Raw genomic sequence first — 23,356 nt, 5'->3', positions numbered from 1 at the left:
CATAGTTGATGACATTGAATATGCGGTCACCCCAACCGCTCTCTGTTTTCAAGCGTACCACCTCACCATAGGCTGTTTTGGCTCACCCTCCGGCTGATGGCGTTGGCCGTTATCAGGAGGACGAGATTGATGACCGAGTTGAACAAACCGACGGCGGAGCTGTAGCTCCAGCCGAACTCCAGCAGGCCTTTGCGGTATACGAAGGAGGAGATGACGTCTGCCGTTTCGTACGTAACCGGGTTATATAGAAGAATGATCTTTTCAAACCCGACGTTGAGCAGGTTTCCCATCCGGAGAATGAACATGATCATAATGGTCGGCAGCAGTCCGGGCAGTGTAATGTACAGCATCTGCTTCAGACGGCTGGCCCCGTCGATCCGGGCCGCTTCGTACTGCTCCAGATCGATGCTCATGAGCGCAGCGATATAAATGATCGATTCCCAGCCGATCCGCTGCCAGATTTCGGACAGCACGTAGATGGGCCGGAACAGATCGGGCTTTTGCAGCATGGCCTGGCCATCATAGCCTAGGAACATGAACAGGCGGTTGATGAGCCCGTCCGCGTTCGTAAAATCGGTGATGATGCCGCAAATGACGACGAGCGAAATAAAATACGGCATGTACGTGATCGTCTGGACGACGCGTTTGAATTTTTTCTTGCGTACTTCATTGATCAGGAGTGCCAGTATGATCGGCGCCGGGAACTCAAAAACCAGCGTATAGAGGCTGATCAAGATCGTATTTTTTAAAATTCTCCAAAAATAGTAGCTGCCGAAAAAGTCTTGAAAATGCTTCAATCCGACCCAGTCGCTGCCAAGAATGCCCTTCATGGGCGAATAATCTTTGAACGCGATCAGCGCCCCGTACATGGGTGCGTAATGAAAGACCAAATAATAGGCGATCACCGGCAGCATCATGATGTATAAATACTTGTTGAGCACAAAATCACGAACGAGCCGGCTTCGAAACGATTGCCGATTTGCCATGCCTGAAGTTCACCTCGATTATATTAGGGGGAGAGCAGGCCCTCCCCTTCCTTTGTGCTTACCGGCTGTTGTAACGCTGCAGTGCCGCCGTTTGAATTTCGATCGCCCGGTCCAGTCCCAGCGACTTCATCTTGGCGACATAACTGTCATATTGATCGACCGGCTCGGAGCCGAGAATGATCTTGATCGTCATTTCATCCACCAGCGTGTTGATATCGTTCATGATGGTGGCATACTCGGAGCTTTCATCCGGCGTCGGCGTAATGGATGGCAGGTTGTACTTCGCCGCATCGGTGTTTTTCCAAACCTCCACCGCATCGCGCTGCGTCTGAAGCGCAAAGAACTGCTCCGCGTAGCGCTTATCCTGCACGAACGGCCCGTTATAGCTGCTGCGCGCATACAGGGAGATCGCCTGGGCGGGAGCGAGCTTGTCCGGATTTTTCATCAAGAGATCGGTGAATTTCGGATAGCCGTTCTCCATGTTGTAGCTGACGCCTTCCTCACCGAAGTTGAAGAACATATGTCCTTCCTCGCTGTACCCGTAATCCAGCATGCGCACCGCGAGCGCGGGATCTTTGGCTGCGGTTGTGACCGCTACCGTTCCTTCGGACGCGTAGGCCTGGTTCAGCTGCCCGAATTTGGGCTTGTCCCCTTTGTTCAGCACCGGATAAGGTGCCGCAACAAGAATGGCTTTCGGATCGTTTGCCTCAACGAGCGGCTGCCATTTGCCGATGCCTCCTCCTGCGTTGCCGATCGTGGCCCCGGTAGCGCCAGATGCCATGTTGCCGTCGACAGCCTTCGTGTCCGCCGTCGCGATATTTTTGTCGATCAAGCCTTCTTTATACCAGTCATGGAACAGTTTCAAATACTCTTTAAAACCAGGCTCGGCGGGGCCGAATTTGACCTTCCCGTCTTCCTGATAGAACCCGCGGTTCACACCGAAGGCACCAATAAATGCGCCATTGCCGGATTCATTGAAAAAGCGCGGCTTGCTCACTACCGAAAACGGTGCGGCCGCTCCTTTTTTCTCTTTGAAGGCTCTCAGCGTCGCCGTCCATTCATCGATCGTTTCCGGCACCGGCAGACCCAGCTCGTCCAGCCAGTCTTTCCGGATAATTGGCCCCTGGAATACGCGCAGGTATTCGTCGCCCCGGATGAACGGGAACGCGTAATAGCTGCCGCTGTCCGTTTTGACCATTTTGTCGATGTCGGGATGCTCCTGCAGGTACTTTTTCAGGTTTGGAGCATACTTGTCGATCAGATCGTTCAGCTTCAAAATGTAACCGTCCTTGATCGCCTTTTCCGGTCCGCCGGGAAAATCGCCGATAAAGTTGTATTCGATCATATCCGGCAAATCCCCAGAGGCCAGCATGACGTTGAAGGCTTCCTTAACTTGGCCGGTCGGCGGCGCGGTGAACTCGAGCGGTACCCCGGTTTTTTCCTGCCATTTCTGAAAGAAAGGAATCTCGTCATGCGTCGCCTTGATTCCGACCAGGTTGCCGTTGATCTCGCCCCAGTAGGACAGCTTCTCATCGGTTTTTAATGGGTAGGTCGCCGATTCTGCCGCTCCTCCCGGACTTGCCCCCTTTGCCGCATCTTCGCCGCTCTTGCCGCCGGATGAACAGCCCGCCAGCACACTGCCCAGCATCGCGATGATCAGACCCGCAGCTGCGATTTTTTTCATGCCTACAACCTCCATTTGATATGTGGTGAATCTTGCCCTTTCAGACTATCGAAGCAGCGTTCCACCGGATATGAGCAGAAAATACAAAACGATGTTCTTTTTTCTTGCGGCAGATGACGATTTCTCCAATCGAATGAACAAAAACGGTAAACATTACCGAAAAACTACGGTTTTGAAGTTGTTATCCGAAATATTGAGGGAAGGGTAGCATAGGTTGATAGAGAGGCTAGAACGCGCTTTTTGGATATCGTTCCCACATTCTTTTATAATGAAAGGGCAATCTATCATTTTTTCGAGAGGAGTCCATTGTCTATGCATGCAAGCGAAACTCCGAAAAATGCGTTGTTTACAAGCGACTTTACCCGCAACCCTTACCCCGTGTACGAGAAACTGCGTCAAAGCGATCCCGTTGTGAAAGTCATGCTTCCGAACGGGCAAACCGGCTGGCTCATCAGCACTTACGAGGATGCGGCAGCCGTGCTGAAAGATCCGAGGTTCATCAAGGACATGACCAAATTCAGCGGGCAGGAGCATCCAAGCGTGTTCTCCAAAAACATGCTGTTCTCCGACCCGCCAGATCACAAACGTCTTCGCGGTCTGGTGCAAAAGGGCTTCACGCCCCATCGGATCGAAAGCATGCGGGATCATATCCAGGAAATTGCAGACAGGCTCCTGGATGCGGTCTCCGGCAAGGATCATCTGAACCTCATTGACGATTACGCCTTTCCGCTGCCGATCATCGTCATCAGTGAAATTTTGGGCGTGCCCACGGAGGATCAGGACAAGTTTCGGGTGTGGTCGAACTCTATTATTGAAGCCTCGAATCAGAAAATGGGCGAGGATGTCACCCGTCATATGAACGAATTTATCGCATATCTAAAAGAATGGTTCGCGAAGGTCCGCGAGCAGCCAGGTGACGACATGATCAGCGAGCTGGTGATCGCGGAAAACCAAGGGGACCGGTTAACGGAGGAAGAGCTGTACGGGGTGGTCACGCTGATGATCATCGCCGGCCATGAGACGACGGTCAATTTGATCGGCAACGGCGTGCTGGCCCTGCTCGAATATCCGGAGCAGCGCAAGCTCCTTCAGGACCGGCCGGAACTCATCCAGGGCGCCGTCGAGGAAATGCTCCGGTACAACGGCCCTGTGGAATTCAGCACCTCCCGCTGGGCGTCCGAGGATTTGGAATTCAAGGGCCAGCCATTCCAGCGGGGCGACCTCGTGATCGTCGCGCTCGATGCAGCCAACCGGGATCCGGCCCAGTTTGAGGATCCGGACCTGTTTGACATTACCCGCGGCAAGAGCCCGCATCTGGCGTTCGGCAAAGGGATACACCTGTGCCTTGGCGCCCCGCTCGCCCGCTTGGAGGGAGAGATTGCGATCAACACGCTGCTGCGGCGTTTTCCCGACTTTGCGCTTGAAGGAGAGATCGGGGATCTGGAATGGAGACCCGGCATGATCGTGCGCGGGGTGAAAGAAATCCCGCTTCGCCTGAGCTAAAATTAGTCAATTGTTCCCTGTTGGTCCATCCGGGCTCGAAGGTATGCTTTTTAAATAGTCCCCAAGATCAAGGAGGAGATCACTCATGAGAACAATCGGCATTATCGGAAGCGGAACAGCCGGGCTGCAGCTGGCCTATGCGCTGAAGGACGATTTTGACGTCACGGTGCTTCATCATGAAGAGCCTGATGAGGTCCGCAGCGGAAGAGTCCGTTCGACCCAGGTTCATTTCCAGCCGACACTTGCGCGCGAGCGGCGTGTGCAAATGCCCGCGAACAGCGATGCGCCGCAGATCCGGACCATTCACTTTCAGCTCGGCGGACAAAAACTGTTTACCGGGCAGTTGACGGGCATCGCCACTTCTACCGATCAGCGCATCCGGTTTGCGGATGCCATGGAGGATTTGGCCAAGGATGGCGTTCGGTTCCGGCATGGACGCATTGCGGCTGGTGATCTGGATGCACTTGCCGCCTCATTCGACCTGATCATCGACGCAGCCGGCAAATCGGGACCTGTCGCCTCTTTTCCCGTCGATGAGAGCCTGACGCCCTTCCGGACGCCGCAGCGAAAATGCATCGTCGGTTATTTCTCCGGTATACGTCCGGTTGAGCCCGAAGGCATTTCCATTACGGTGATGCCCGGCACCGGTGAAATGTTCGAGATTCCTGCCGTTACATCAAACGGACGGGCCACCATACTGTTTATTGAAGCGGTTCCGGGCGGAGCACTGGATGCTTTTGTCGGCGTGAAGGGACCGGATGCTTTTGCCGAGCGGATGCTTGGCATTGTGGAGGGACACCTCCCTGAGATTGCCGGGCGGATCGATTCGGCCAAATTCGCGCTGATTGACGACAACGCATATCTGCAGACCGCCGTCACCCCCACGGTACGCCGTCCGTATTTCATGCAAAATGGCACGCTCATCCTTGGATGCGGAGACAGCGTATTCCTTGCCGACCCGATCACCGGGCAGGGCTGCAATACGGCTTCGTACGCTGCCGAGCAGCTGTACGAGACGCTGCTGGCCCATGCGGATGCCGATTGGGACGAGTCTATCGGCAGCGAATATTGGAACCGGACGCAGCCTTATATCAAGGCCGTGACCGAATGGACCAACGCCATGACCCAGCCGCTGCCGGGACATATTGCCGAGCTTCTGATGCAAGCGGCAGCAGACCAGAATACGGCGGACCGCATAGCCCATTGGTTTGAAGATCCGACGCAAGCGTACCGCAGCTTCTTTGAACAACACAACAGCCAGCCTTTTCCCCACTAGGGGAAGGCTGGCTGTTTATTTTACCATACCGCTGCGAAGCGCAATGACCACGACCTGCGTCCGGTCTTGGCAGCCAAATTTTTGCAGGATCCGGTGAACATGTGATTTGACCGTGCCTTCGGAAATGACCAATTTGCGGGCAATCTCATCATTCCGTAGGCCATACGCCATCTCCTGTAATATCTCACGCTCCCGTTCAGTGAGTGGCTCCGCCAGATTCTTGCCCGCTTCTTCGGGCTGCGAGTGCTGCTCGGGGGATGCAACGCGCAGCAAGGCGCTCGCGGCCAACGCCGTTTTGTACACCGCTTCTCCCCGGTGCGCAGACCGGACGGCCCCCAGCATGTCTTCCACTTCCGCATCCTTCAGCAAGTAGCCGACTGCCCCTGCACGAATTCCCTGGTAGATGTACTCTTGGTCATCAAACGTCGTCAGGATGACGATCTTCATCTCTGGCAGCCGTCTCATAATTTCCCTAGTCGCTTCAATTCCCGACATGACGGGCATCTGAACATCCATTAAAATGACGTCCGGACCAAGCCGAGTGGCCATTTCAACGGCTTCACCCCCATCCGACGCCTCACCAACCAGCGTCATATCGGACTGCAGCCCGATCAAATAACCGAATCCCTGGCGGATCATCGTCTGGTCATCGGCCAGCAAAACCTTAATGTTATCGCTCAGCGACATCCTTATCCCTCCTTTCGGCCTCAGGCCGTGGCCGGTCTTCAGCCGGCAGAGCCGCAGCGATTTCAAATCCGCCGCTTTCCGGAATGCGGTACTGCAGACTACCGCCTTTCTCCTCCAGCCTCTCCCTCATGACTTTCAGACCGAAGCCTTCGTTGATGCCTTGTTCCCCATTCAGCGTACCGTTGTCTCGAATGATCATAGTGATTTTATGGTGTCCCCCTGAAAGGTTCACTTCCACCTGCGTCGCATTCGAATGACGAATGACGTTCGTGACAGATTCCTGCAGCACGCGGAACAACGTTTCATACGTCTCCGTAGTCAGATCTTCATCATTGATATCCGCTTGAAAGTTATAACTAATGGGTGCTGTTGCTTCCATCCGAATAAGCAATGATTTCAATGCCGTCATGCCGGAAAAAGAACGATCTCCTGCCAAAGCGTGGACGGACTCTCGGATATTTTGCAGCCCTTGGCGGGCCACGGACAGCATCTCTTCCAGTGTATCCCCAGCATGCACCGGATCCTGCTTGATCATATAACGCAGCGCCTGCATCTGCACGATAAGCGACGTCAGACTGTGGCCGACCGCATCATGGATGTCGCGGGCGATCCGGGCCCTCTCCTCCAGCACAGCGTACTGCATTGCCGTTGCAGAGGCGTCCTGAAGTTGTTCATAAGCTTCTTGAAGCTCCTTCAAGTGGCGCTCATTCAATTCGTGGATGCGCCTTCTTTCCATGCGACTGCGAATAAAGAAGTATAGGACAAGTCCAAGCAGTACAAAGGAGAGAAAGTCAAACACATCCTTTTCACCAAAACGGATGTACAATCCGGCTGATACGACCATTGCGATAATCAAGGGGACATAAGCTTTGGAAGCCGTCAACCGCATCGCCCAAGCGAACAGCAGAATCACCAGAAAATACAGCATCTTGATTTCATGAAACCATAAGATCCCGATCAGACACTCCGCGGAGATCAGAGAAGCGGCAAAAATCGCCCGTGTTACCGTCCACGATGATCTCCTGATCAGAAGAATACTCGTAAAGGTGATCCAAATCATCAGATGCAGCGTTATTTTCTCCGGAGGATCGCTAAACAACTGCTGCCGGTCAAGCAGAAAGAGAAGGACAGCCGCAATGGACAGGATTCTGCCATAAAAGTTGCTTTTCACCGACCGTCTTCCTCCTTTATCGCCTGCGTAATTTCTAACATTGTAGCTCGGTCCGCGGACAAAATCCAACATTTAAGCCGGATGGCAGCAAATCTCTATCTGCAGATATAGGCGAGCGATCGTGAAGATCCATCCTCGGGTAGTCGAATCATCGGGCGAAAACGGGATATGATGATGACAGGCTAAATGATGAAGGAGGCAATCGAAGATGAGTGTTGAAATGCTCATTTGGATCATAATAGGTTTTTTCGTGCTGTACCGCATATATTTACGTCTCCGCCGGACATTCGGCTGGCAGGAGCTGAGACTTCGCCGGGTCCGGACGATGACCATTATCCTGAGTTTGGTCGGACTGATCTTTTTTGCCGAGGGAGCAATGCATCCCGTCAGTCTTGTTTCCGATGTCGCCGGGATTGTGCTTGGTACCGCCCTGGCATGGTACAGCTCTACGGTAACCGCGTTTGAGCATCGCAACGGCAAGGTGCTGTACCGCTCCAGCGCCTGGATCGCCGGTATCGTAACCCAGCTGTTCTTTGGCCGGCTGATCTACAGAATTATCGATATGATCCAATCGGGTTATTTTCAGCAAGGAGCACAGATGTCCGACCGGCTGGCCGGGATGGGAAGCAGTTGGTCCGCGGGATTGATGCTGATCATGTTCGCCTATTACGTAACTTACAATGTGATCCTGCTGAACAAGCAGAAGGTTTTGCAGCGATCCTAGCTGCAGGAATGACCCCCGTAAATAAGCTGGAAACGCAGAAGAACCCCCCGAAAAATCGGGCGGGTTCTTCCCGCTTCTCTATTTACTCTCGTTTCATCTACTAACTGCAGAATCCGCATCTTGATGCTCCCGTTTCATATATACGCCTTTTTTGTACACCGACTTGATGACGAAATATCCTTGCAGTTTCTTGTTCGTCCGGTAAATCAGCGAATTGACCTCGTCAATGCCAACCAGCTCAGTATCATCGATGCAGCGCTCCGGCCATACATATCTCATAATTTCGTCCCGGGTCACAAAATGGTCCAGCCGGCTGTGCATCAGCTTAAACAGCTGGTATTCCTTCTTAGATAGCGGGACCGTCTCCTCATCAATCTGAACGCTCTGCATATCGTCATTCAAGCGCACATCGTCTTCAGGCCACCCCGAAAAAACATACTCCCTCGTTTCCTCCAGATCCATGACCGTCTCCAGCACCAAAGCAACCAGTCCGTTCACCAGAGTTAGGCGGTCACCCGGAGACACCGCAGCGGGTTCATGGGGGTTCAAGCGCTGGCCGTTCAGCTCGGTCCCGTTCTTGCTGCCTAAATCCTCGACTTGAAGCCCCTCTTCGGTCCACGCGATCCGGCAGTGCTGTTTAGATACCAGCAGGTTGTATATCTCAAGCATCCCTTGTTCCGAGCCGGTATGTCTACCAACCGTCACGGTTTCTCCTTCTTCCAAGTAAATAAACGATCCATGGCCTTTCTGGCCGGCGGTATCAATCATGATTTTGATTTTGTCCGGCATATCTACCTCTCACTTTCCTTTGTCTCTTTCTCCCGTCAATGATAAATTCGTCAGATTTGTTCCATTGTTTGCCTACCCGGCTGATTTTATAGTTAGCCTATACCCGTTTCCATGTTTACTTGTGAATTATATTTCAAAAGCGAGGTTTATAGCAATGAAGCGATTAAAGCGAAAACAATTTTTTACATACGTGCTGTTAGCTTTTCTGGTTGCCAGCGGGATGGCGATATACGTGTTTATTCAGGGGCGGGATGAACCCGGTCCCGAACAGACGCTGCAGTCTTACTTCAACAGTCTGAAAGAAATGAAATTTGACAGGCTCTACGACCTCATGACGCCTGAATCCCTTGAGCAATCGGGAATGAGCCGCGAGCAGTTCGTCGAGAAATACCAATCGATCTTCAGCGGAATGGGCGTTACCGGCGTTAATGTGACGCAGGGGCCTGCCTTCCAGTCCGAAGAGGATCATCATTATTCCATGGACTATACCGCTACCTGGCATACCCAGATCGGCGATGTTGATGGGGATTACCACATGAAGCTGGTTCAGGTTGAGCTAGACCATAATAAGGTTTGGGCCATCGAGTGGCATCCTTCTCTGATTCTACCAGAGATGTCCTCCGGCGACAAAGTAAGGGTCCGGGTATTGACGCCTCAGCGTGGTGAAATCACGGACCGGGACGGGAACCCGCTGGCCACCCGCGGCACCGCATACGAATGGGGGATTACCCCTTCCGAGCTCGGAGACCATCCGGATCAGACGATCGCAGGCATCTCCGCCTACTTCAAACTTCCGGTGGAATATATCCAAAAAAAGCTGGCGCAGAAATGGGTTATACCGGATTATTTTGTACCAATGGCCAATGTTCCCGATGCCGATCTGTCCCAGAAACTGCCGGGCGTCTCGGTCAGACCGAAAGAAGTGAGGTATTATCCGCTGGGCCAAGCCGCCGCCCACCTCACCGGTTATGTCCGTCAGGTGACGCAGGAAGATTTGCAGAACGATAAAGACGGCTATTATGCAGCCGGGGACTGGATTGGCAAGGCCGGACTGGAACAATCGCTGGAAAAGCAGCTGCGGGGACGGAAAGGGGGATTGATCGAAATTACCGACGCGAAGGGGAACCGTAAACGCATCGTTGCCGAGAAGCCAGCGGTAAACGGCGAGAACTTCCGCCTTACGGTCGCTTCCGCTCTTCAGCAGGACCTGTACCGTACGCTGTCCGGCGATACCGGCGCGGCAGTGTTGATGAACCCGAAGCATGGAGATCTGCTGGCCCTGGTCAGCACCCCTTCGTATGACCCGAACCAAATGGTCACCGGCCTGTCACAGCAGGAATGGGATGCTTATTCCAAGGATCCGGAGCTTCCTTTCTTTAACCGGTTCGCGGCCCGGTATGCGCCGGGTTCGGTGTTTAAAGCGGTGACGGCCGCTGCCGGCCTGACCGAAGGCATAACCCAAGCGGATAAGACCCGCCGCATTGACGGTCTGCATTGGAAAAAAGACGCGGGCTGGGGCGGGTACTATGTCACGCGGGTGAAGGATGTCAGCTCCGTGAATATGGTGGATGCCCTCGTGTATTCGGACAACATTTATTTTGCACAAGAAGCGCTGGAAATGGGCAGTGGCAAATTTATCGATGGCATATCCAAATTCGGCTTCGGCGAGAATTGGGGGCTGGACGTGATCAACCTGAAGCCAAGCCAGTATGCCAACGCCTCCCACCGGGACCTGGCTTCGGAAGTTCTGCTCGCCGATACGTCCTATGGACAAGGAGAAATGCTGTTGTCCCCGATCCATGTGGCGGTCGCATTCACACCCTTCGCCCAGCAAGGTCAACTTGTCCCCCCTATCCTCTTTCTACAGCAGGAAGATCAACAATCTCCTCAAGCGATCCAAATCATCACTCCACAGGTTGCCGGAACGGTCAAAGATGCACTGACGCAGGTCGTCAGCCGAAGCGGCGGCACCGCTCACGCGCTGTCTTCTGCCGAGCTGAAGCTGGCGGCAAAAACCGGTACAGCCGAGCTGAAAGCCAAAAAAGGCGAACAGGGCGAGGAGAATGGATTCGTGGTCGCCTTCGACGCGGAGCAATCTTCTTTCCTGATATCCGCACTGATCGAAAATGTACATGCACGCGGCGGCAGCCACTACGTCGTGAACAAGCTGAAGCCTTTTCTAAATATACTGAATCTACAAACAAAATAACGGTCAAGAAATCCGTCAACTTGCGTTGCGGCCATCGCTGCAGATCGAGTCCCTCTTGTGATACGATGAGGACAAGAATCAGCGAATACAACGCAAAGGCGGTATCCCATGTTTGACCTTTTGCTACCCGAGCATTCCGGCTCTCCGTTATATCTTCAACTCTATCATTTGATCCGCGAACAAATCCGCTTAGTGAAAGTTGCGCCTGGGTCGCGCCTGCCATCCGTACGGGCGCTTCAGCAGCAGCTTCATATCAGCAAGACGCCTGTCGAAACCGCATATCACATGCTGGTGGTCGAAGGCTATGCTATCAACAAACCGAAGTCAGGCTTTTACGTGGTGGACGACCCTGAATTTATACAAAATGCCCTTGCATCTCCGGCTTCGCGCATGCAGTCTAACCATACCGTACCCGACTTTCACGAGCCTTTACCCGAAGAAGGCATGAACTGGATCGATTTTAACCCTACCCATTTGGATGGAAATTCGTTTCCATTGCGGACATGGAACAAAATGCTAAAAGAAGCCATACAGCCATTGGCCGCACAGCTGGGTCGATATGGGGATTCCCGAGGCGAACCGGGACTGCGGGCTGCCATCTCGGAGTATCTGGCTCATTCCAGAGGCGTCCTCTGTTCACCGGAGCAAGTCATCATTGGCAGCGGCATGTCGTACAGCATCGGAATTCTGGTTAAACTACTGGACGGGGTACGGCGGGTGGCATTTGAAGAGCCTGGCTTCGATCTCGTAAGGAACCTATTGAACGGATACGGCTGGGAGGCGGTTCCGGTCCCGGTTAGCGGCCAAGGGCTGCTTGTGGATGAGCTGGCAAAAATTCCTTTTCAGGCCGTATATGTCACACCTTCGCATCAGTTCCCGACAGGAAGCATCATGCCGTATTCGCAGCGGGTACGTCTGCTCGCATGGGCCGAAACGGCGGGCGCTTATATTGTCGAGGATGACTATGACGGAGAATTCCGGTATCAGGGAAAACCGATCCCCTCCCTTCAAGGGCTCGATAACAAAGGCAGGGTTATCTATATCGGTACCTTCTCGAAGACATTGTCGCCTGCGCTCCGCATCAATTATATGGTCGTTCCTCCCACACTCTTGCTCAACTTATCCAACCTCCACCCTGATCTGCTGCATGCACCTTCGCGCCTGGAACAGTGGGCGCTGGAGCGGTTCATGCGGGAGGGGCACTGGTACAGACATTTGCGGAAGACACGCAACTTGTACCGCAGGAAGCATCATCATTTGATAGACCTGATACGCATTCACTTGGGTGAGCAAGTCCATATTACCGGTCAGCATGCGGGGCTTCACCTTCAGCTGAGCGTCCGCCGCCATGGTACCGCTCAAGAGCTGATTCAGCGGGCTGAACAGCAGCGGGTCAGGGTGTATGATTTCCGCAGTATGTGGGCTGACCCTCCCGATGCCCCCCTTCCTGTCGTTTATTTGGGCTTTGCCGGCCTTCCGCTTCCGGTTATGGAAGAAGGTATCCTTCGTTTAAAAAAGGCTTGGTTCGGCACCTAATCTCTTACTATCACTACGGTGTTTGAACAAAACGACGAAACAGCACGTCCAGCTCTTGCAAAATGACATCCTGGTACCGGTCGCCTTCAAGGTAAAGAGCTCCGATGTCCCGGTAAACTTGGTTCAGCTGTTCTTGATAGGAAGGGGACTGCCGGTCCGGCCGGCTGGCTTTAAAGTCGTCCATCACTTGCTGAATGTAGGCTGGGCGCGCCCCCCACCTGCCGAGCACGTTGCCACCCCGGTCAACAAATATCGCCACAGGCTGGGCTCTTCCGCCGTCCGTCAGAAATAAATCCATCGTATCCAGATGTTCTTCCATGATCAGCGCTTCAACCGGGATGCCGGACTGCTCCATGATCCGAAACAGCACGGGGACGTTCCACATGACATCCGGACACCAGTCCGTGCACAAGATCAGGCAGCGAATGCCTAAACGCTCGCCTGAAGATGCAAACAAACCCCGCCTGGCCGAATCGAGCGTACGGAATCCATGATATTTGTCATAAAACCTTTCAACGGTATTCGGTATCCCGCTGTTAACCATTTCTCTGACCTGCATACGTTCCATAAATTGCTGCGGAGTAATCCCTTGTCCGACTTTATTCATTAGATTGACCGCTTCTGTCATCGCCACTTCCAACCTTTCTTATTCGTATATCTACCAACATAAAACAAAACTGACCCTATAGAAATGGTCAGTTTCCTTTTATTAAAAAAGTCAATTTTACGAAATGGCCGGGGACGAAGCGGTCTTGTGCCTTTTGCCAGGCCGTGCCGACTTGTACCACTGCAGACAAAACAGAAAGATGAGGATCAGGTCGACGGCATCTCCCCCGTAATACATGAGCTGTGCTCCCGATTCAGCCTGAGCTATGGGGACGCCTCCCGGCGGATATGCATATAGAACCTTAGCCAAGATTCCATGTCCGGCAAGAGATAACACAAGGATGCCTGCACGAAATCCGTATCCTGTCCGGTGAGGACTGGGATCCATGCAGAGCAGCGTCGCGGCGTATATGTACCCTGCGACAAACATATGTGCATGCACCAAAACATGAAGAACCGCATGGTGCTGCATCGCCGAGTACAAGCCGGTATAATACAGCACCCACAGTCCTCCGACGTTCAAAAGTGATGCCGTAACTGGATGGCTCAGCAGACGCACTGGCCGGGTTTTCAGACAGGCTGACATCCTGCGCGCCGACGAAATCGTTAAGCTGCGCAGCAATAAGGTTATGGGAGCAGAGCATGCGAGCAATAAAGGGGAGAGCATGCCAAGCAGCAGATGCCCCAGCATATGATAGAAAAAATCGTCATGTGCCCTTGCCGCCAGTGGTCCCGTTAACGCTGCTGCCGCAGCAGTGACACCAAGGATCCAGCAGATCGTGCGCATGGCGGGCCATCTGTTAAACCGGCGTTTCGAAGCATTCGCCGTCACGGTGTAGAAGCCGATAAGCACGAGAAATAAGAGGATAAAGAGGGCGTCATGGAGATTCTCGGCAGCATGGTGACCTCCGACAGCATGACCTGCGTGATGTCCTGTCATATTCATTTAACCGTCCCTTTCCGTTTTCCGCTTCGCTAATCTGCCCGTTTGAACGATCAGCATGATGCCGATGATCATAATGACGGCGGCGCTGATATTCCAAACGACGTCGTATACGAAGACGTTGTCAACGTACCGGATCTGATGAATCCGCATCCACTTGTGCTGGATCGTCCCGTCATACAGCTGAAATCCGCCGACGCCGAGGAGCATGCCGCCCCACCAGCGTTTCGGCCACATGGCGTTTCTCCGCCGGAGATCCGATACCATAAACATGCCGGCGACCGTCGCGAACCAATTGAGCGCATGAAACAGGCCGTCCGACACAAGCCCCACGGCCGATGAGGATTTGTCATAAAAATGATGCCAATGCAGTAGCTGATGAAACACGACCTCATCCACAAAAGCGATAAATCCGATGCCGGCCAGAAATCCCGACCAGAGGTTACGGCTGGAATACGTAATCCGTGCTGAAAGATTGAAAGACTCCGTTGCGTTGGATCTCATGGTTTTTCCACCTTTTGTAAGACATGTTATTTCTCAATATACCCAGTCGATGCCAGGTTATAACATGTTCTGAATCCAGCATCATCTTGACCCGGAAGACACACCCAATTTATAGTTGGATCAGATGGAAACAAGAGGAACGGTGAATAGCTAATAAAGGAGTGCATCGGTTATGAAGCAAAACAAGTATGACGATTCCGCTTTTTTCGCGGCGTATAAAGAGATGCCCCGGTCCATCGGTGGGCTTGGGGCTGCAGGGGAATGGCATGAATTTAAAGCATTGCTTCCGGATCTGCAGGGCAAATCGGTTCTCGACCTCGGCTGCGGCTTTGGCTGGCACTGCCGGTATGCGCGGGAACAGCATGCAGCTGAGGTGGTTGGCGTAGACATTTCGGCTAAAATGCTGGAATCCGCACGTGAACAAACGGATGATCCGGCAATCACCTATCTGCAGGCACCGATCGAAGATATCGACTTTCCCGACGGCCATTTCGACGTCGTCCTCAGCTCGCTCGCTTTCCATTACGTGCAGTCGTTTGATGTCGTATGCCAAAAAGTACACAGCTGCTTAAAGCAGGGTGGTACCTTCGTCTTCTCGGTGGAGCATCCTATTTTTACGTCCCGGCCCGAACAGGAATGGATTCTGGACGACCAGGGCAGCCCGCTGTACTGGCCGGTGGATCACTATCAGGATGAAGGTGTTCGCAACACAGCGTTTTTAACGGATCATGTCATTAAATATCACCGTACCCTTTCCACTTACATCAACGATTTAATTCGCACCGGGTTTGCCATCACGGCGGTTCGCGAGCCGCTTCCCGACCCGAAATTGATGCATCACCCTGGTATGAAGGACGAAACCCGCCGGCCGATGTTCCTCATTCTGTCTGCTGAGAAAAAATAAAACCAACAAGGACAGGCTTCCCGCCTGTCCTTGTTGGTTCGATGCCGGTGCTCACTGCAAGGCACCCAGCGTTACATTGCCGCCCCTTGAACCAATGCCTCCTGCACCGGAAGCTCATGGATCGTCCGCAGGTAGCTGATCGTCTTGTTGGCCGAATGCATGACGACCGAATAGGTTTCGGCTTTGTCTTCCTGCAGGTATCGCACGCCGTTCAAGAATGATCCGGAAGTGACGCCGGTGGCAACGAACAGCACTTCTTTTGTACCAACGAGATCGTCCATCGTCAGCACCTTGTGCGGATCCGGAATCCCCATCCGCAGGCAGCGCTCGAGATCCGGCGGGCCTGCCGGAAGCAGTCTTCCCTGCATCTCCCCGCCAAGGCAGCGGAGGGCGGCGGCGGCCAAAACACCCTCAGGCGCACCGCCTGAGCCGACATACAGATCCACTTCGCTCTCCATCGCCGCTTCAATCGCTCCCATGACGTCGCCGTGACTGAGCAGCTTGATCCGTGCCCCCATCATCCGGAGCTTGGCAATGATGTCCTGATGGCGTTCCCGGTCCAGAATCGATACCGTTATATCCGATACCGGCTTGTTCAGTATGGCCGATGCTTTGGAAAGCGTCGTTTCGATCGGATCATCGAGGGACAGCTGGCCGGCCAGCTTCGGACCTGCCGCCAGCTTGGCCATGTACATATCCGGCGCATGCAGAAGCTGGCCTGCGGGAGCGGCGGCAATGACCGATATGGCATTGTTCAAACCGCTGGCTACCGTTTCGGTCCCCTCAAGCGGATCCACCGCGATGTCGACCTTCGGACCGCGGCGGTCCCCCACTTGTTCTCCGATAAAGAGCATGGGAGCTTCGTCCATCTCCCCCTCGCCAATCACGACCGTTCCATCAATGGGCATCGAATGGAATTGCTTCCTGATCGCTGTCGTTGCTGCCTGATCTGCGCTGTTTTTGTCTCCTCTTCCCGTCCAGCGTCCGGCGGCAAGCGCCGCCGCCTCTGTCACTCTTACCATATCCATAGCAATATGACGTTCCATATCTTTACCTCTCCTCCTATTCCATGCCCTGTTAATTCGGTAATTCTGCCGTGTGCTGCTGAGTGAAAACCCAAGCCCCCTTCCATTTCATTTTATTGTGTTTTATATATTACGTCATAATAAGTTACTTATCAATATATATGACATCATTAATTTTTAATACAGCTATAGATGGGATGAATATCGTTTCCAAGTCCTATAAATAATCCAAAAAGCGTACTCCCCTCCATTATCGCAAGAGGTAAGTACGCTATTATTACGTCATATATACTATTGTAAAAGCTCGCGTGCCAGCAACTTATATACCTGCAGCCGCTTTTCCTGGGAATGCGGGATGCTGCAGATCATGGCCTCATCAAATCCATACAGCTCCTGCTCTTCCTTCAGGCGGGCAGCAATTTCCTTAACCGGGCCAACCAAATGCAGCCTCCGGTTGTCCTGGATCAGCATCCGGTCCATTTCGGTTAACGGGTAATTATGCGCTTCTTCCGGAGTGAGCAGCTGCGTGATCTGCCGCCCCTTAGCCATCATAAGCCGAAACAGATCCTGCGGCAACGCCTCATATTCGGCTTCTTCCCTAGTCTCAGCGGTGGTCACCAAATAGGTCACGCTGATCTGCGGTTTCTCCATAAATGCCGAAGGCTTGAACTGGTCTTTATAAATATCGAGAATTTCGCGGCTCATCGCTCCGTTGAAAAATTGCGCAAACGAATACCCAACACCCATCTCTCCGGCCTTAAGCGCACTGTCGCCGCTTGATCCGAGCAGCCATGCCTCAGGCAGGGAGACGTGGGCCGGGGATGCGGCGTTTTTGGCGTACAGGCTATCTTCCGGAACCTCATCATTCATCAGCTGCAGCGTCGTCTTCAGCTTCTCGTACATATTGTGCAGCATCAGCTGCCGCCCTTCCGACAAGGCATACATTGAGCTAGTATCTCCGCCGGGTGCCCGGCCGACGCCGAAGTCGATCCGGCCAGGCGTGAATGCGCTCAGCGTCTTGAACACCTCGGCCAGCTTCAAAGGGGAATAATGCATCATCATGACCCCACCGGTGCCGATCCGAATGGACTGCGTTTTGGCCGCAAGTCGGGCCGCCGTCACTTCGGGCGCAGAACTCGCAAACGTGCGCGCCCCATGGTGCTCAGCCATCCACATACGGGTGTATCCCAGCTCGTCGGCCAGAACGGCCAATTCTTCCGCCTTGTGAAGCGCTCCTTCCGCCGTATTTCCTATCGTAACGGGTGCTTGATCCAATACACTTAATTTCATGAGGTTACCTTCCCTTCCAGGTTAAACATCATCCTGAACGCAATTTATTCATCCAGTATCAAAGAGGATAAACATTATCCACGTTATCGTAATATATCCTGGTCGAAAAGTAAAGACTGGCATCAAATCAATTCGGAGATTCTCTGACCCGCTGTCAGCATGATAAAATCCGGCGACACACCGTTTTTCGTTCCTGGCCTGAGCGCCAAACTTCAGAGTTATTCAAGCTTTTATTCAGCAGTATGCTCCAACCACGGGCGGAGAAAGCCCTCAATATCCTGCCTGGTTTCATGAAAATAGGTATTGTTGTGCCGGCCGTAATTAAAAAAGCCATGCTCCATACCATCATAAGTTTTGAACGTAATCGGGTTACCGGCATCCTGCATTTCTTGAACAAAGCCGCGGTTCTGGTCATACAAATCGTCGCCGGTCCCGCATACCCAGAGCGTCTGCGGCAGGCAGCGCCGCACGTGATGTATGGGCGAAATCTCTTCGGCAATAGGCAGCAGCTCGGGGTATCGGCGGGACATAATGTCCACCCCGTCCATCCCGGCTGCAAAGATGACAAGCTTATCGGGAACGGCCTTCACGCTCACATCGTCCAAATCGTCGTTCAAGCGGTCGAACATGATGGAGGATACGGAAATATACCCGCCCGCCGAAGCTCCGCATATGGCCAGCTTCTCCGGATCGACACCGAGCTCCTCTGCATGCTGACGCACCCACCGCACGGCCGATTTAACATCCATAATCGCCTGCAGCGGGGTAAATCCAGCATCTCGCCCTGTCCTGTAGTCCACGCAGATCGAAACGACGCCTAAGGATGCCAAAGCATGGGCCTGGTGCTGAAATTGAGCCGGCGAGAACTTCGGATTTGGCTGAAAGCTCCCCCCTTGGAAAAACAAAATCACCGGCCTGTTTACCGCCTCCTGGTCCGGTTCGGAAACATACAAACGCAGCTTCCGGTCTTTTACCACTTTGTAGGTGATTTCGCGGACAGGATTATCAAAAGGAAATCGCATGGCACTCATCCTTTCTTCAAATGGTGTAGACCTAACATTTCCAAAATTATACACCATCCGGACAAGGCTGTCGTTTTTTTTAGCCGATCACCTGGGAATGCCCAGTACTGAAGCCGTATCCGTTTTGATTCTTCCCCCTGCTCTCAACAGATCGATACGGTACTGTTCACGATCTGCCCATTACGGTCCTCCAAAATATGCGTTCCGCTCTCGCAGTTGCTCTTACGCTCCCAAGATACCTTATATTGATGCCCGATGTGTTCCACGCCGACGATTTTAAGCTCACCAAGCCTGGTGTTGCGCTCCTCATATTGCTGAACGATTTGAACCGCCTGCTCCTCGGAAATAATGGCTGGCTTGGTATCCTCTGAATGCTCGCATCCGCTGAGCAAAGCCGCTGCCAGCAGCAGCAGCATGATCATGGCATATTTAATCATAACGCCGTCTTCCCCTTTCGCCTGGATGGGCTGGAACTTTTGATTGAGCCTTCATTCTGTTGTTAAAAGAACGAGAAAGCAGCGGCAAATGTTGCACCCTTCCCTTATTTCCGTGTTCAAGCATACTCCATTATAAAATTCCATGAGCCGACGGGACAAAAAAAAGGCTGACCTTATAAATAAGGCCAGCCTTTCTCAATCACGTTGATTTACACGAGTCATATGCGATTCATAGCTCTCACTTTTTCATACCGGTGACTTCGGCCACGATCTCATAAGAACGCAGGCGTGCCGTTGGGTCGTAGACCATTGAGTTGACGATCATTTCGTCCGCTTGGGTCTCATTCAGGAAGGCCTGCAGCTGCTGCTTGACTTCTTCCGGATTGCCGATGACCGATGAAAGGATCTGTTTCATCACATGCGCCTTCTCGAACTCGTTCCAGTTGCCTTCCAGCGATTTAACAGGCGGGGCGAGCTGGCCGGGCGTATTCCGGATCAGGCTGAGAAACTGCTGCTGATGCGATGTGGCGATAAACTCCGCCTCTTCCGTTGTATCGGCCGCGTACACGTTTACTCCAACCATGGCGTAAGGTTTGTCCAGAACCGCAGACGGCTGAAACTGTCTCCGGTAAATGGCCAGCGCCTGCAGTGTATGATCGGGCGAGAAATGACTGGCGAAGGAGAACGGCAGGCCCATCTTGGCAGCCAAAGCAGCGCTGAAATCGCTGGAGCCGAGCAGCCAGATCGGAACTTGCTGTCCTTCCCCCGGAATGGCCCGGACGCGGTTATATTTGGACTTCTCGTCGAAATAGCTCATCAATTCCTGAACATGCTGCGGAAAATAATGCCCGTTGCTCGGATCGCGGCGCAGTGCTTCTGCGGTCAGTTGGTCGGAACCCGGAGCGCGTCCGAGTCCAAGGTCAATCCGCCCCGGATACATGGCTTCCAGCGTACCGAACTGTTCCGCAATGACCAGCGGCGCATGGTTAGGCAGCATGATGCCTCCGGAACCGACGCGGATCGATTGGGTCCCTCCGGCTACATATCCGATGACGACGGACGTTGCCGAACTGGCGATGCCCGGCATGTTGTGATGCTCAGCCAGCCAATAACGGTTATAGCCCCAACGTTCGGCGTGCTGCGCCAGGTTCAATGTATTTTTAAACGATTCGGCCGCGGTTCCACCCCTGACGATGGGTGCCAAATCAAGAACGGAAAACTTGATCTGATCCAGCGTTTTCGTATCGTGGTTGCTCATAGGTATCAGCTTCTTTCCTGCAAATTTATATGAATGTCGGTAGGACAATTGAATCTAAGTTGTCATGCAAATGAATGATAGTGATCGATAAAAGTGCATATGCGTAAAGTCTCTGTCGCCGGCCGTTAATCCAAATAGCGGCGAATCCGGTTTACAACGCCGGGGGTTTCCTCTTCCGTCTCCTCCTGCTCAGCCTTGACTTTGCGGACCTTCTCGGGCGTAACGTCATTGCCCAGCGGGTCGACCACCGTCAAACGGGAGAACGTGCCCAGCACCTGCCCGCGGATTTCGCGGAGATAATCCTCGCGTAGCGATTGCTGTTCCACGCGTTCGGCGTTGGTGAGCCCTTCTTCTTTTTCCTTTTTGGCAAGCTCATTGATTCGGCTTAAAATCGTAATCATGCTTTTCCCTCTTTTCTTGTTTGTATGTTATACGACCATTTTTTCGTGAACCCAATCCTTTAGCGATTCAATCTTCTGTTTGTAACGCTCCCGATGCGCATCGTCGTAAATGGAAGCTACCGTCTCCCGCTGAAGCACGTTCTTCCAGGCGGATTCTGCTTCTTCCATCAAATTGGCCAGAAGGCAGCACGGATCGGGATCGTCCCGCAGCTCCAGCATATCCCGGAAAATGCCGCTGGAGGAATAAAGGGACTGCTGCCCCTCAATGGCGATGTAAATATCGTAGATACGGATATCTTCTGTTTTTTTCTTCAATTTAAACCCGCCTTTTACCCCGGGCACGGAGGTGATTAGATCCGCGCTGACCAGCTTACGCAAAAGCTTCTGGAAATACGTCGGGGAAGTGCCGAGCTGCTGGCTGATCGCCTCGCCGGGCAGAACCGCCTTGTCCGGAAGCATGCTCAGCAGAAAAATCGCATAAACGCACTGCTCCACGCCGGTCTTCATATGCATAGGTCGTCACCTCCAATATTAATGTGGTCTCCATCAATCCCATTTGAGCGGAAAATTTGGTTTTGCCGACTAAAGCGGATAATTATTGTCCGTATTAGATTATATGAAATCGGACCAAATGTAAACCATTAGTTTCACAATGAAAAATTTGCAGTAACTTTCACAACACAACAAAACGGATACCCGGCAGGAATGCGTATTCCTGTGAATATCCGTTTCTTATCAAGGCACACCTGATCAGATCCATTGACGCTCGTGCAGATGGTCGAAAATCCGCTGGCATACTGGCGATACGCGGCTGCGATCCGCATAGGTCAGCCAGGAAAACTCCTCGATTTCCGCCGATGGGCGGAGCTCGCCAGAATATGCGCCGGTGTAACAGCTCATTTGGACCGTCACATTTTCCGCTTTGCCATGTGCCTGAGCTTCAAACGTTCCCACGAATGCAAGGGTCTCCGGATCGATCTCAACTGTAAGCTCTTCCCTGATTTCACGGATCAGCGTCTGCTCATCGGTTTCACCGGGTTCCCTCTTTCCCCCAGGCAAATAATACGTGTCCTTTCCTTTGGAACGTGCGGAGAGTACCCGTCCGTCCTGAATCTGAATCCAGGCAACCTTATCAATCATGGTCGTCATATTCGTCTTCACTCCTTATCTATTTCCTTGCTCGAACGCGGCAGTCTCTTTTTGAACGGAAGCAGATTTTCCCGCTGGAAGCCGCCCTTCGCCGATTTTGAAAACAACGATTCCGGCCACGATAACGAGCACGCCGATCACTTTGTTCGGAGTCAGCGGAACTTTCTCCAGTCCCATCCAGCCAAGCGAGTCCCAAATCAGCGCAAACCCAAGCTGGGACGTCATGACTACGGCGATGGCAAAAGTGGGTGCAAGCAGTTTCATGCTCTGCATCAGACAAAACACAACCCCCACTCCGATCATGCCGCTGAACCAGTACCATGGCTGCATATGCTGGAGTGTCAGCATGCCCTTGCCTTCGACCGCCAAGCCGATGCCGAACGATGCGACAAACCCGAGGAACAGCACCCACGTAGTTGTCGCCCAGGAGCCGATACGCTGATTCATTTTGCTGTTAAAAATGTTCTGCATGCTCACCAGGGAGCCGGCGATCAGTGATAACACAAGACCAAGCATCATTGGTTTGCCCCTCCTTTCGTTACGACTTCATAAATATTTTGTCCAGCCAGATCGCTTAGCCCTTTTCTGTCTATAACGCGGATATATCCTTTATCCCGCTCCACGAGTCCGTCTTTGCAAAACTTCTGGATCACCCGGTTGACGTGGCGATAGCTGGTCCCGATTAAGTTGGCCGCATCCACCAGGTTGATGGCTGTCCGCTGTTCCTCCCCGGATGTATCCGCATCGTCGAAAGAGATCGACAGCAAGTAGCTGGCCAGCCGGACTTCAACCGGATACATTAGATTAAGGCTTAGAAAATTGGATTTTATATAAAACTTATTGGTGATCATATCCAGCAGAAACTGGAGCATAGGAGCGTAATCCTGTCCAAATTTCCGCAGCCATCGGTGGTGGATGCCGATCATATGCACGGTCGTGACCGCTTCAACGGTATTGACCGTATCCGTTTCCTTGAGGTATTCGATATCCCCGATAATTTCCAGCGGTTTCATAAAGTTAAGGATCAGCGTTTTCCCTTCGGGTGAGGTGGTATAGATTTTAATTTTCCCGCTGACGAGCACGTATAAATATTCCGCAGGTGCTCCCTGCGAGCAAATGAATTCTCCCTGGTCAAAGCCATACAGCGATAAATGCGGTCTAAACGGTTCGTTAAATATCGTCTCCAGCTCATATTGGCGCATGTAATCCGCCAGCAGCCCGCGGTCCTGAATCTCTCTCATCTTGAACGTCC

Annotated in this window: 24 protein-coding genes; 6 read left to right on the top strand and 18 right to left on the bottom strand. The window is 52.8% G+C overall.

What is annotated here, in order from left to right:
- Positions 1-62: 62 nt before the first annotated feature.
- Together IAE55_RS01545 and IAE55_RS01540 are read right to left on the bottom strand one after the other, a co-directional pair.
- A complete protein-coding gene (locus IAE55_RS01545) occupies positions 63-986 on the bottom strand; it encodes an ABC transporter permease (protein ID WP_145157153.1) in 924 nt (307 codons plus the stop codon).
- Between the two features lie 58 nt (positions 987-1,044).
- Positions 1,045-2,670 (bottom strand): extracellular solute-binding protein, encoded by a 1,626-nt coding sequence (locus IAE55_RS01540; protein ID WP_200630735.1) that lies wholly within the window; start codon positions 2,668-2,670, stop codon positions 1,045-1,047.
- 312 nt (positions 2,671-2,982) lie between these two features.
- Between IAE55_RS01540 and IAE55_RS01535 the strand changes: the two genes are divergently transcribed.
- A complete protein-coding gene (locus IAE55_RS01535) occupies positions 2,983-4,173 on the top strand; it encodes a cytochrome P450 family protein (protein WP_145157151.1) in 1,191 nt (396 codons plus the stop codon).
- Positions 4,174-4,258: 85 nt separating this feature from the next.
- Complete coding sequence (locus IAE55_RS01530) at positions 4,259-5,449, top strand: styrene monooxygenase/indole monooxygenase family protein (protein WP_145157150.1); 1,191 nt, start codon at positions 4,259-4,261, stop codon at positions 5,447-5,449.
- 15 nt (positions 5,450-5,464) lie between these two features.
- On the opposite strand, the gene IAE55_RS01525 is transcribed toward IAE55_RS01530, so the two are convergent.
- Together IAE55_RS01525 and IAE55_RS34215 are read right to left on the bottom strand one after the other, a co-directional pair.
- Entirely contained in the window at positions 5,465-6,136 is a 672-nt protein-coding gene (locus IAE55_RS01525) for a response regulator (protein ID WP_105443228.1), read from the bottom strand.
- Positions 6,120-7,307 (bottom strand): sensor histidine kinase, encoded by a 1,188-nt coding sequence (locus IAE55_RS34215; RefSeq protein WP_186381860.1) that lies wholly within the window; start codon positions 7,305-7,307, stop codon positions 6,120-6,122. Before IAE55_RS34215 ends, IAE55_RS01525 begins: the two co-directional genes overlap by 17 nt.
- A 208-nt stretch (positions 7,308-7,515) precedes the next feature.
- Between IAE55_RS34215 and IAE55_RS01515 the strand changes: the two genes are divergently transcribed.
- The gene (locus IAE55_RS01515; protein ID WP_200630734.1) at positions 7,516-8,031 is read left to right on the top strand and encodes a hypothetical protein; all 516 of its coding nucleotides are present in this window, start codon (positions 7,516-7,518) and stop codon (positions 8,029-8,031) included.
- Between the two features lie 93 nt (positions 8,032-8,124).
- Here IAE55_RS01515 and IAE55_RS01510 read toward each other — a convergent pair whose 3' ends face one another.
- Positions 8,125-8,820 carry an FHA domain-containing protein gene (locus IAE55_RS01510; RefSeq protein ID WP_145157148.1) on the bottom strand — a complete coding sequence of 232 codons (696 nt, stop codon included), beginning with the start codon at positions 8,818-8,820 and terminating at the stop codon, positions 8,125-8,127.
- A gap of 154 nt (positions 8,821-8,974) precedes the next feature.
- Here IAE55_RS01510 and pbp4 point away from each other — a divergent pair, with 154 nt between their 5' ends.
- Together pbp4 and pdxR are read left to right on the top strand one after the other, a co-directional pair.
- Complete coding sequence (gene pbp4 / locus IAE55_RS01505; RefSeq protein WP_200630733.1) at positions 8,975-11,029, top strand: penicillin-binding protein PBP4(5); 2,055 nt, start codon at positions 8,975-8,977, stop codon at positions 11,027-11,029.
- A gap of 108 nt (positions 11,030-11,137) precedes the next feature.
- Positions 11,138-12,565, top strand: coding sequence for a MocR-like pyridoxine biosynthesis transcription factor PdxR (gene pdxR / locus IAE55_RS01500; protein WP_200630732.1), 1,428 nt, complete (start codon positions 11,138-11,140; stop codon positions 12,563-12,565).
- 13 nt (positions 12,566-12,578) lie between these two features.
- Here pdxR and IAE55_RS01495 read toward each other — a convergent pair whose 3' ends face one another.
- From IAE55_RS01495 to IAE55_RS01485, 3 genes are all read right to left on the bottom strand, one after another.
- Entirely contained in the window at positions 12,579-13,172 is a 594-nt protein-coding gene (locus IAE55_RS01495; RefSeq protein ID WP_234489228.1) for a thioredoxin family protein, read from the bottom strand.
- A gap of 117 nt (positions 13,173-13,289) precedes the next feature.
- Entirely contained in the window at positions 13,290-14,117 is an 828-nt protein-coding gene (locus tag IAE55_RS01490) for a cytochrome c oxidase assembly protein (RefSeq protein ID WP_234489227.1), read from the bottom strand.
- Positions 14,118-14,618 carry a DUF2243 domain-containing protein gene (locus IAE55_RS01485; protein WP_200630730.1) on the bottom strand — a complete coding sequence of 167 codons (501 nt, stop codon included), beginning with the start codon at positions 14,616-14,618 and terminating at the stop codon, positions 14,118-14,120.
- 172 nt (positions 14,619-14,790) lie between these two features.
- On the opposite strand from IAE55_RS01485, the gene IAE55_RS01480 reads away from it, so the two are divergent.
- Positions 14,791-15,522 (top strand): class I SAM-dependent methyltransferase, encoded by a 732-nt coding sequence (locus tag IAE55_RS01480; protein WP_200630729.1) that lies wholly within the window; start codon positions 14,791-14,793, stop codon positions 15,520-15,522.
- A gap of 71 nt (positions 15,523-15,593) precedes the next feature.
- On the opposite strand, the gene glpX is transcribed toward IAE55_RS01480, so the two are convergent.
- From glpX to IAE55_RS01430, 10 genes are all read right to left on the bottom strand, one after another.
- Positions 15,594-16,568, bottom strand: a complete 975-nt coding sequence (glpX, locus tag IAE55_RS01475; RefSeq protein ID WP_200630728.1) for a class II fructose-bisphosphatase — start codon at positions 16,566-16,568, stop codon at positions 15,594-15,596.
- A 270-nt stretch (positions 16,569-16,838) separates the two neighbouring features.
- Positions 16,839-17,837 (bottom strand): LLM class flavin-dependent oxidoreductase, encoded by a 999-nt coding sequence (locus IAE55_RS01470; protein ID WP_145157142.1) that lies wholly within the window; start codon positions 17,835-17,837, stop codon positions 16,839-16,841.
- A 230-nt stretch (positions 17,838-18,067) separates the two neighbouring features.
- Positions 18,068-18,859, bottom strand: a complete 792-nt coding sequence (locus IAE55_RS01465) for an alpha/beta hydrolase (RefSeq protein WP_200630727.1) — start codon at positions 18,857-18,859, stop codon at positions 18,068-18,070.
- A 143-nt stretch (positions 18,860-19,002) separates the two neighbouring features.
- Positions 19,003-19,296, bottom strand: coding sequence for a hypothetical protein (locus IAE55_RS01460; protein ID WP_200630726.1), 294 nt, complete (start codon positions 19,294-19,296; stop codon positions 19,003-19,005).
- A gap of 238 nt (positions 19,297-19,534) precedes the next feature.
- Entirely contained in the window at positions 19,535-20,554 is a 1,020-nt protein-coding gene (locus IAE55_RS01455; RefSeq protein ID WP_145157140.1) for an LLM class flavin-dependent oxidoreductase, read from the bottom strand.
- Between the two features lie 125 nt (positions 20,555-20,679).
- Positions 20,680-20,955 (bottom strand): DUF896 domain-containing protein, encoded by a 276-nt coding sequence (locus IAE55_RS01450; protein WP_200630725.1) that lies wholly within the window; start codon positions 20,953-20,955, stop codon positions 20,680-20,682.
- Positions 20,956-20,982: 27 nt separating this feature from the next.
- Entirely contained in the window at positions 20,983-21,468 is a 486-nt protein-coding gene (locus IAE55_RS01445) for an RrF2 family transcriptional regulator (protein ID WP_200630724.1), read from the bottom strand.
- Positions 21,469-21,705: 237 nt separating this feature from the next.
- Positions 21,706-22,104 (bottom strand): NUDIX hydrolase, encoded by a 399-nt coding sequence (locus IAE55_RS01440; protein ID WP_200630723.1) that lies wholly within the window; start codon positions 22,102-22,104, stop codon positions 21,706-21,708.
- 15 nt (positions 22,105-22,119) lie between these two features.
- Positions 22,120-22,623 (bottom strand): DMT family transporter, encoded by a 504-nt coding sequence (locus IAE55_RS01435; protein ID WP_200630722.1) that lies wholly within the window; start codon positions 22,621-22,623, stop codon positions 22,120-22,122.
- Positions 22,620-23,345 carry a Crp/Fnr family transcriptional regulator gene (locus tag IAE55_RS01430; RefSeq protein WP_200630721.1) on the bottom strand — a complete coding sequence of 242 codons (726 nt, stop codon included), beginning with the start codon at positions 23,343-23,345 and terminating at the stop codon, positions 22,620-22,622. Before IAE55_RS01430 ends, IAE55_RS01435 begins: the two co-directional genes overlap by 4 nt.
- Positions 23,346-23,356 lie beyond the last annotated feature (11 nt).

The organism is Paenibacillus sp. S28 (genome assembly GCF_016624415.1).
Classification (GTDB): Bacteria; Bacillota; Bacilli; order Paenibacillales; family Paenibacillaceae; genus Paenibacillus_AQ; species Paenibacillus_AQ favisporus.
This window is presented reverse-complemented; position numbering and strand designations above follow the sequence as displayed.

Excerpts from the sequence above, each read along its gene's own strand:
- IAE55_RS01445 (WP_200630724.1), bottom strand. The coding sequence starts at position 21,468 with ATGCATATGAAGACCGGCGTGGAGCAGTGCGTTTATGCGATTTTTCTG.
- IAE55_RS01545 (WP_145157153.1), bottom strand. The coding sequence starts at position 986 with ATGGCAAATCGGCAATCGTTTCGAAGCCGGCTCGTTCGTGATTTTGTG.
- glpX (WP_200630728.1), bottom strand. The coding sequence starts at position 16,568 with ATGGAACGTCATATTGCTATGGATATGGTAAGAGTGACAGAGGCGGCG.
- IAE55_RS01495 (WP_234489228.1), bottom strand. The coding sequence starts at position 13,172 with ATGAATAAAGTCGGACAAGGGATTACTCCGCAGCAATTTATGGAACGT.
- IAE55_RS01470 (WP_145157142.1), bottom strand. The coding sequence starts at position 17,837 with ATGAAATTAAGTGTATTGGATCAAGCACCCGTTACGATAGGAAATACG.
- IAE55_RS01530 (WP_145157150.1), top strand. The coding sequence starts at position 4,259 with ATGAGAACAATCGGCATTATCGGAAGCGGAACAGCCGGGCTGCAGCTG.
- pdxR (WP_200630732.1), top strand. The coding sequence starts at position 11,138 with ATGTTTGACCTTTTGCTACCCGAGCATTCCGGCTCTCCGTTATATCTT.
- IAE55_RS01515 (WP_200630734.1), top strand. The coding sequence starts at position 7,516 with ATGAGTGTTGAAATGCTCATTTGGATCATAATAGGTTTTTTCGTGCTG.
- IAE55_RS01435 (WP_200630722.1), bottom strand. The coding sequence starts at position 22,623 with ATGATGCTTGGTCTTGTGTTATCACTGATCGCCGGCTCCCTGGTGAGC.
- IAE55_RS01540 (WP_200630735.1), bottom strand. The coding sequence starts at position 2,670 with ATGAAAAAAATCGCAGCTGCGGGTCTGATCATCGCGATGCTGGGCAGT.
- IAE55_RS01450 (WP_200630725.1), bottom strand. The coding sequence starts at position 20,955 with ATGATTACGATTTTAAGCCGAATCAATGAGCTTGCCAAAAAGGAAAAA.
- IAE55_RS01480 (WP_200630729.1), top strand. The coding sequence starts at position 14,791 with ATGAAGCAAAACAAGTATGACGATTCCGCTTTTTTCGCGGCGTATAAA.
- IAE55_RS01440 (WP_200630723.1), bottom strand. The coding sequence starts at position 22,104 with ATGACGACCATGATTGATAAGGTTGCCTGGATTCAGATTCAGGACGGA.
- IAE55_RS01430 (WP_200630721.1), bottom strand. The coding sequence starts at position 23,345 with ATGAGAGAGATTCAGGACCGCGGGCTGCTGGCGGATTACATGCGCCAA.
- pbp4 (WP_200630733.1), top strand. The coding sequence starts at position 8,975 with ATGAAGCGATTAAAGCGAAAACAATTTTTTACATACGTGCTGTTAGCT.
- IAE55_RS01455 (WP_145157140.1), bottom strand. The coding sequence starts at position 20,554 with ATGAGCAACCACGATACGAAAACGCTGGATCAGATCAAGTTTTCCGTT.
- IAE55_RS01525 (WP_105443228.1), bottom strand. The coding sequence starts at position 6,136 with ATGTCGCTGAGCGATAACATTAAGGTTTTGCTGGCCGATGACCAGACG.
- IAE55_RS01460 (WP_200630726.1), bottom strand. The coding sequence starts at position 19,296 with ATGATTAAATATGCCATGATCATGCTGCTGCTGCTGGCAGCGGCTTTG.
- IAE55_RS01490 (WP_234489227.1), bottom strand. The coding sequence starts at position 14,117 with ATGAATATGACAGGACATCACGCAGGTCATGCTGTCGGAGGTCACCAT.
- IAE55_RS01465 (WP_200630727.1), bottom strand. The coding sequence starts at position 18,859 with ATGCGATTTCCTTTTGATAATCCTGTCCGCGAAATCACCTACAAAGTG.
- IAE55_RS01510 (WP_145157148.1), bottom strand. The coding sequence starts at position 8,820 with ATGCCGGACAAAATCAAAATCATGATTGATACCGCCGGCCAGAAAGGC.
- IAE55_RS01485 (WP_200630730.1), bottom strand. The coding sequence starts at position 14,618 with ATGAGATCCAACGCAACGGAGTCTTTCAATCTTTCAGCACGGATTACG.
- IAE55_RS01535 (WP_145157151.1), top strand. The coding sequence starts at position 2,983 with ATGCATGCAAGCGAAACTCCGAAAAATGCGTTGTTTACAAGCGACTTT.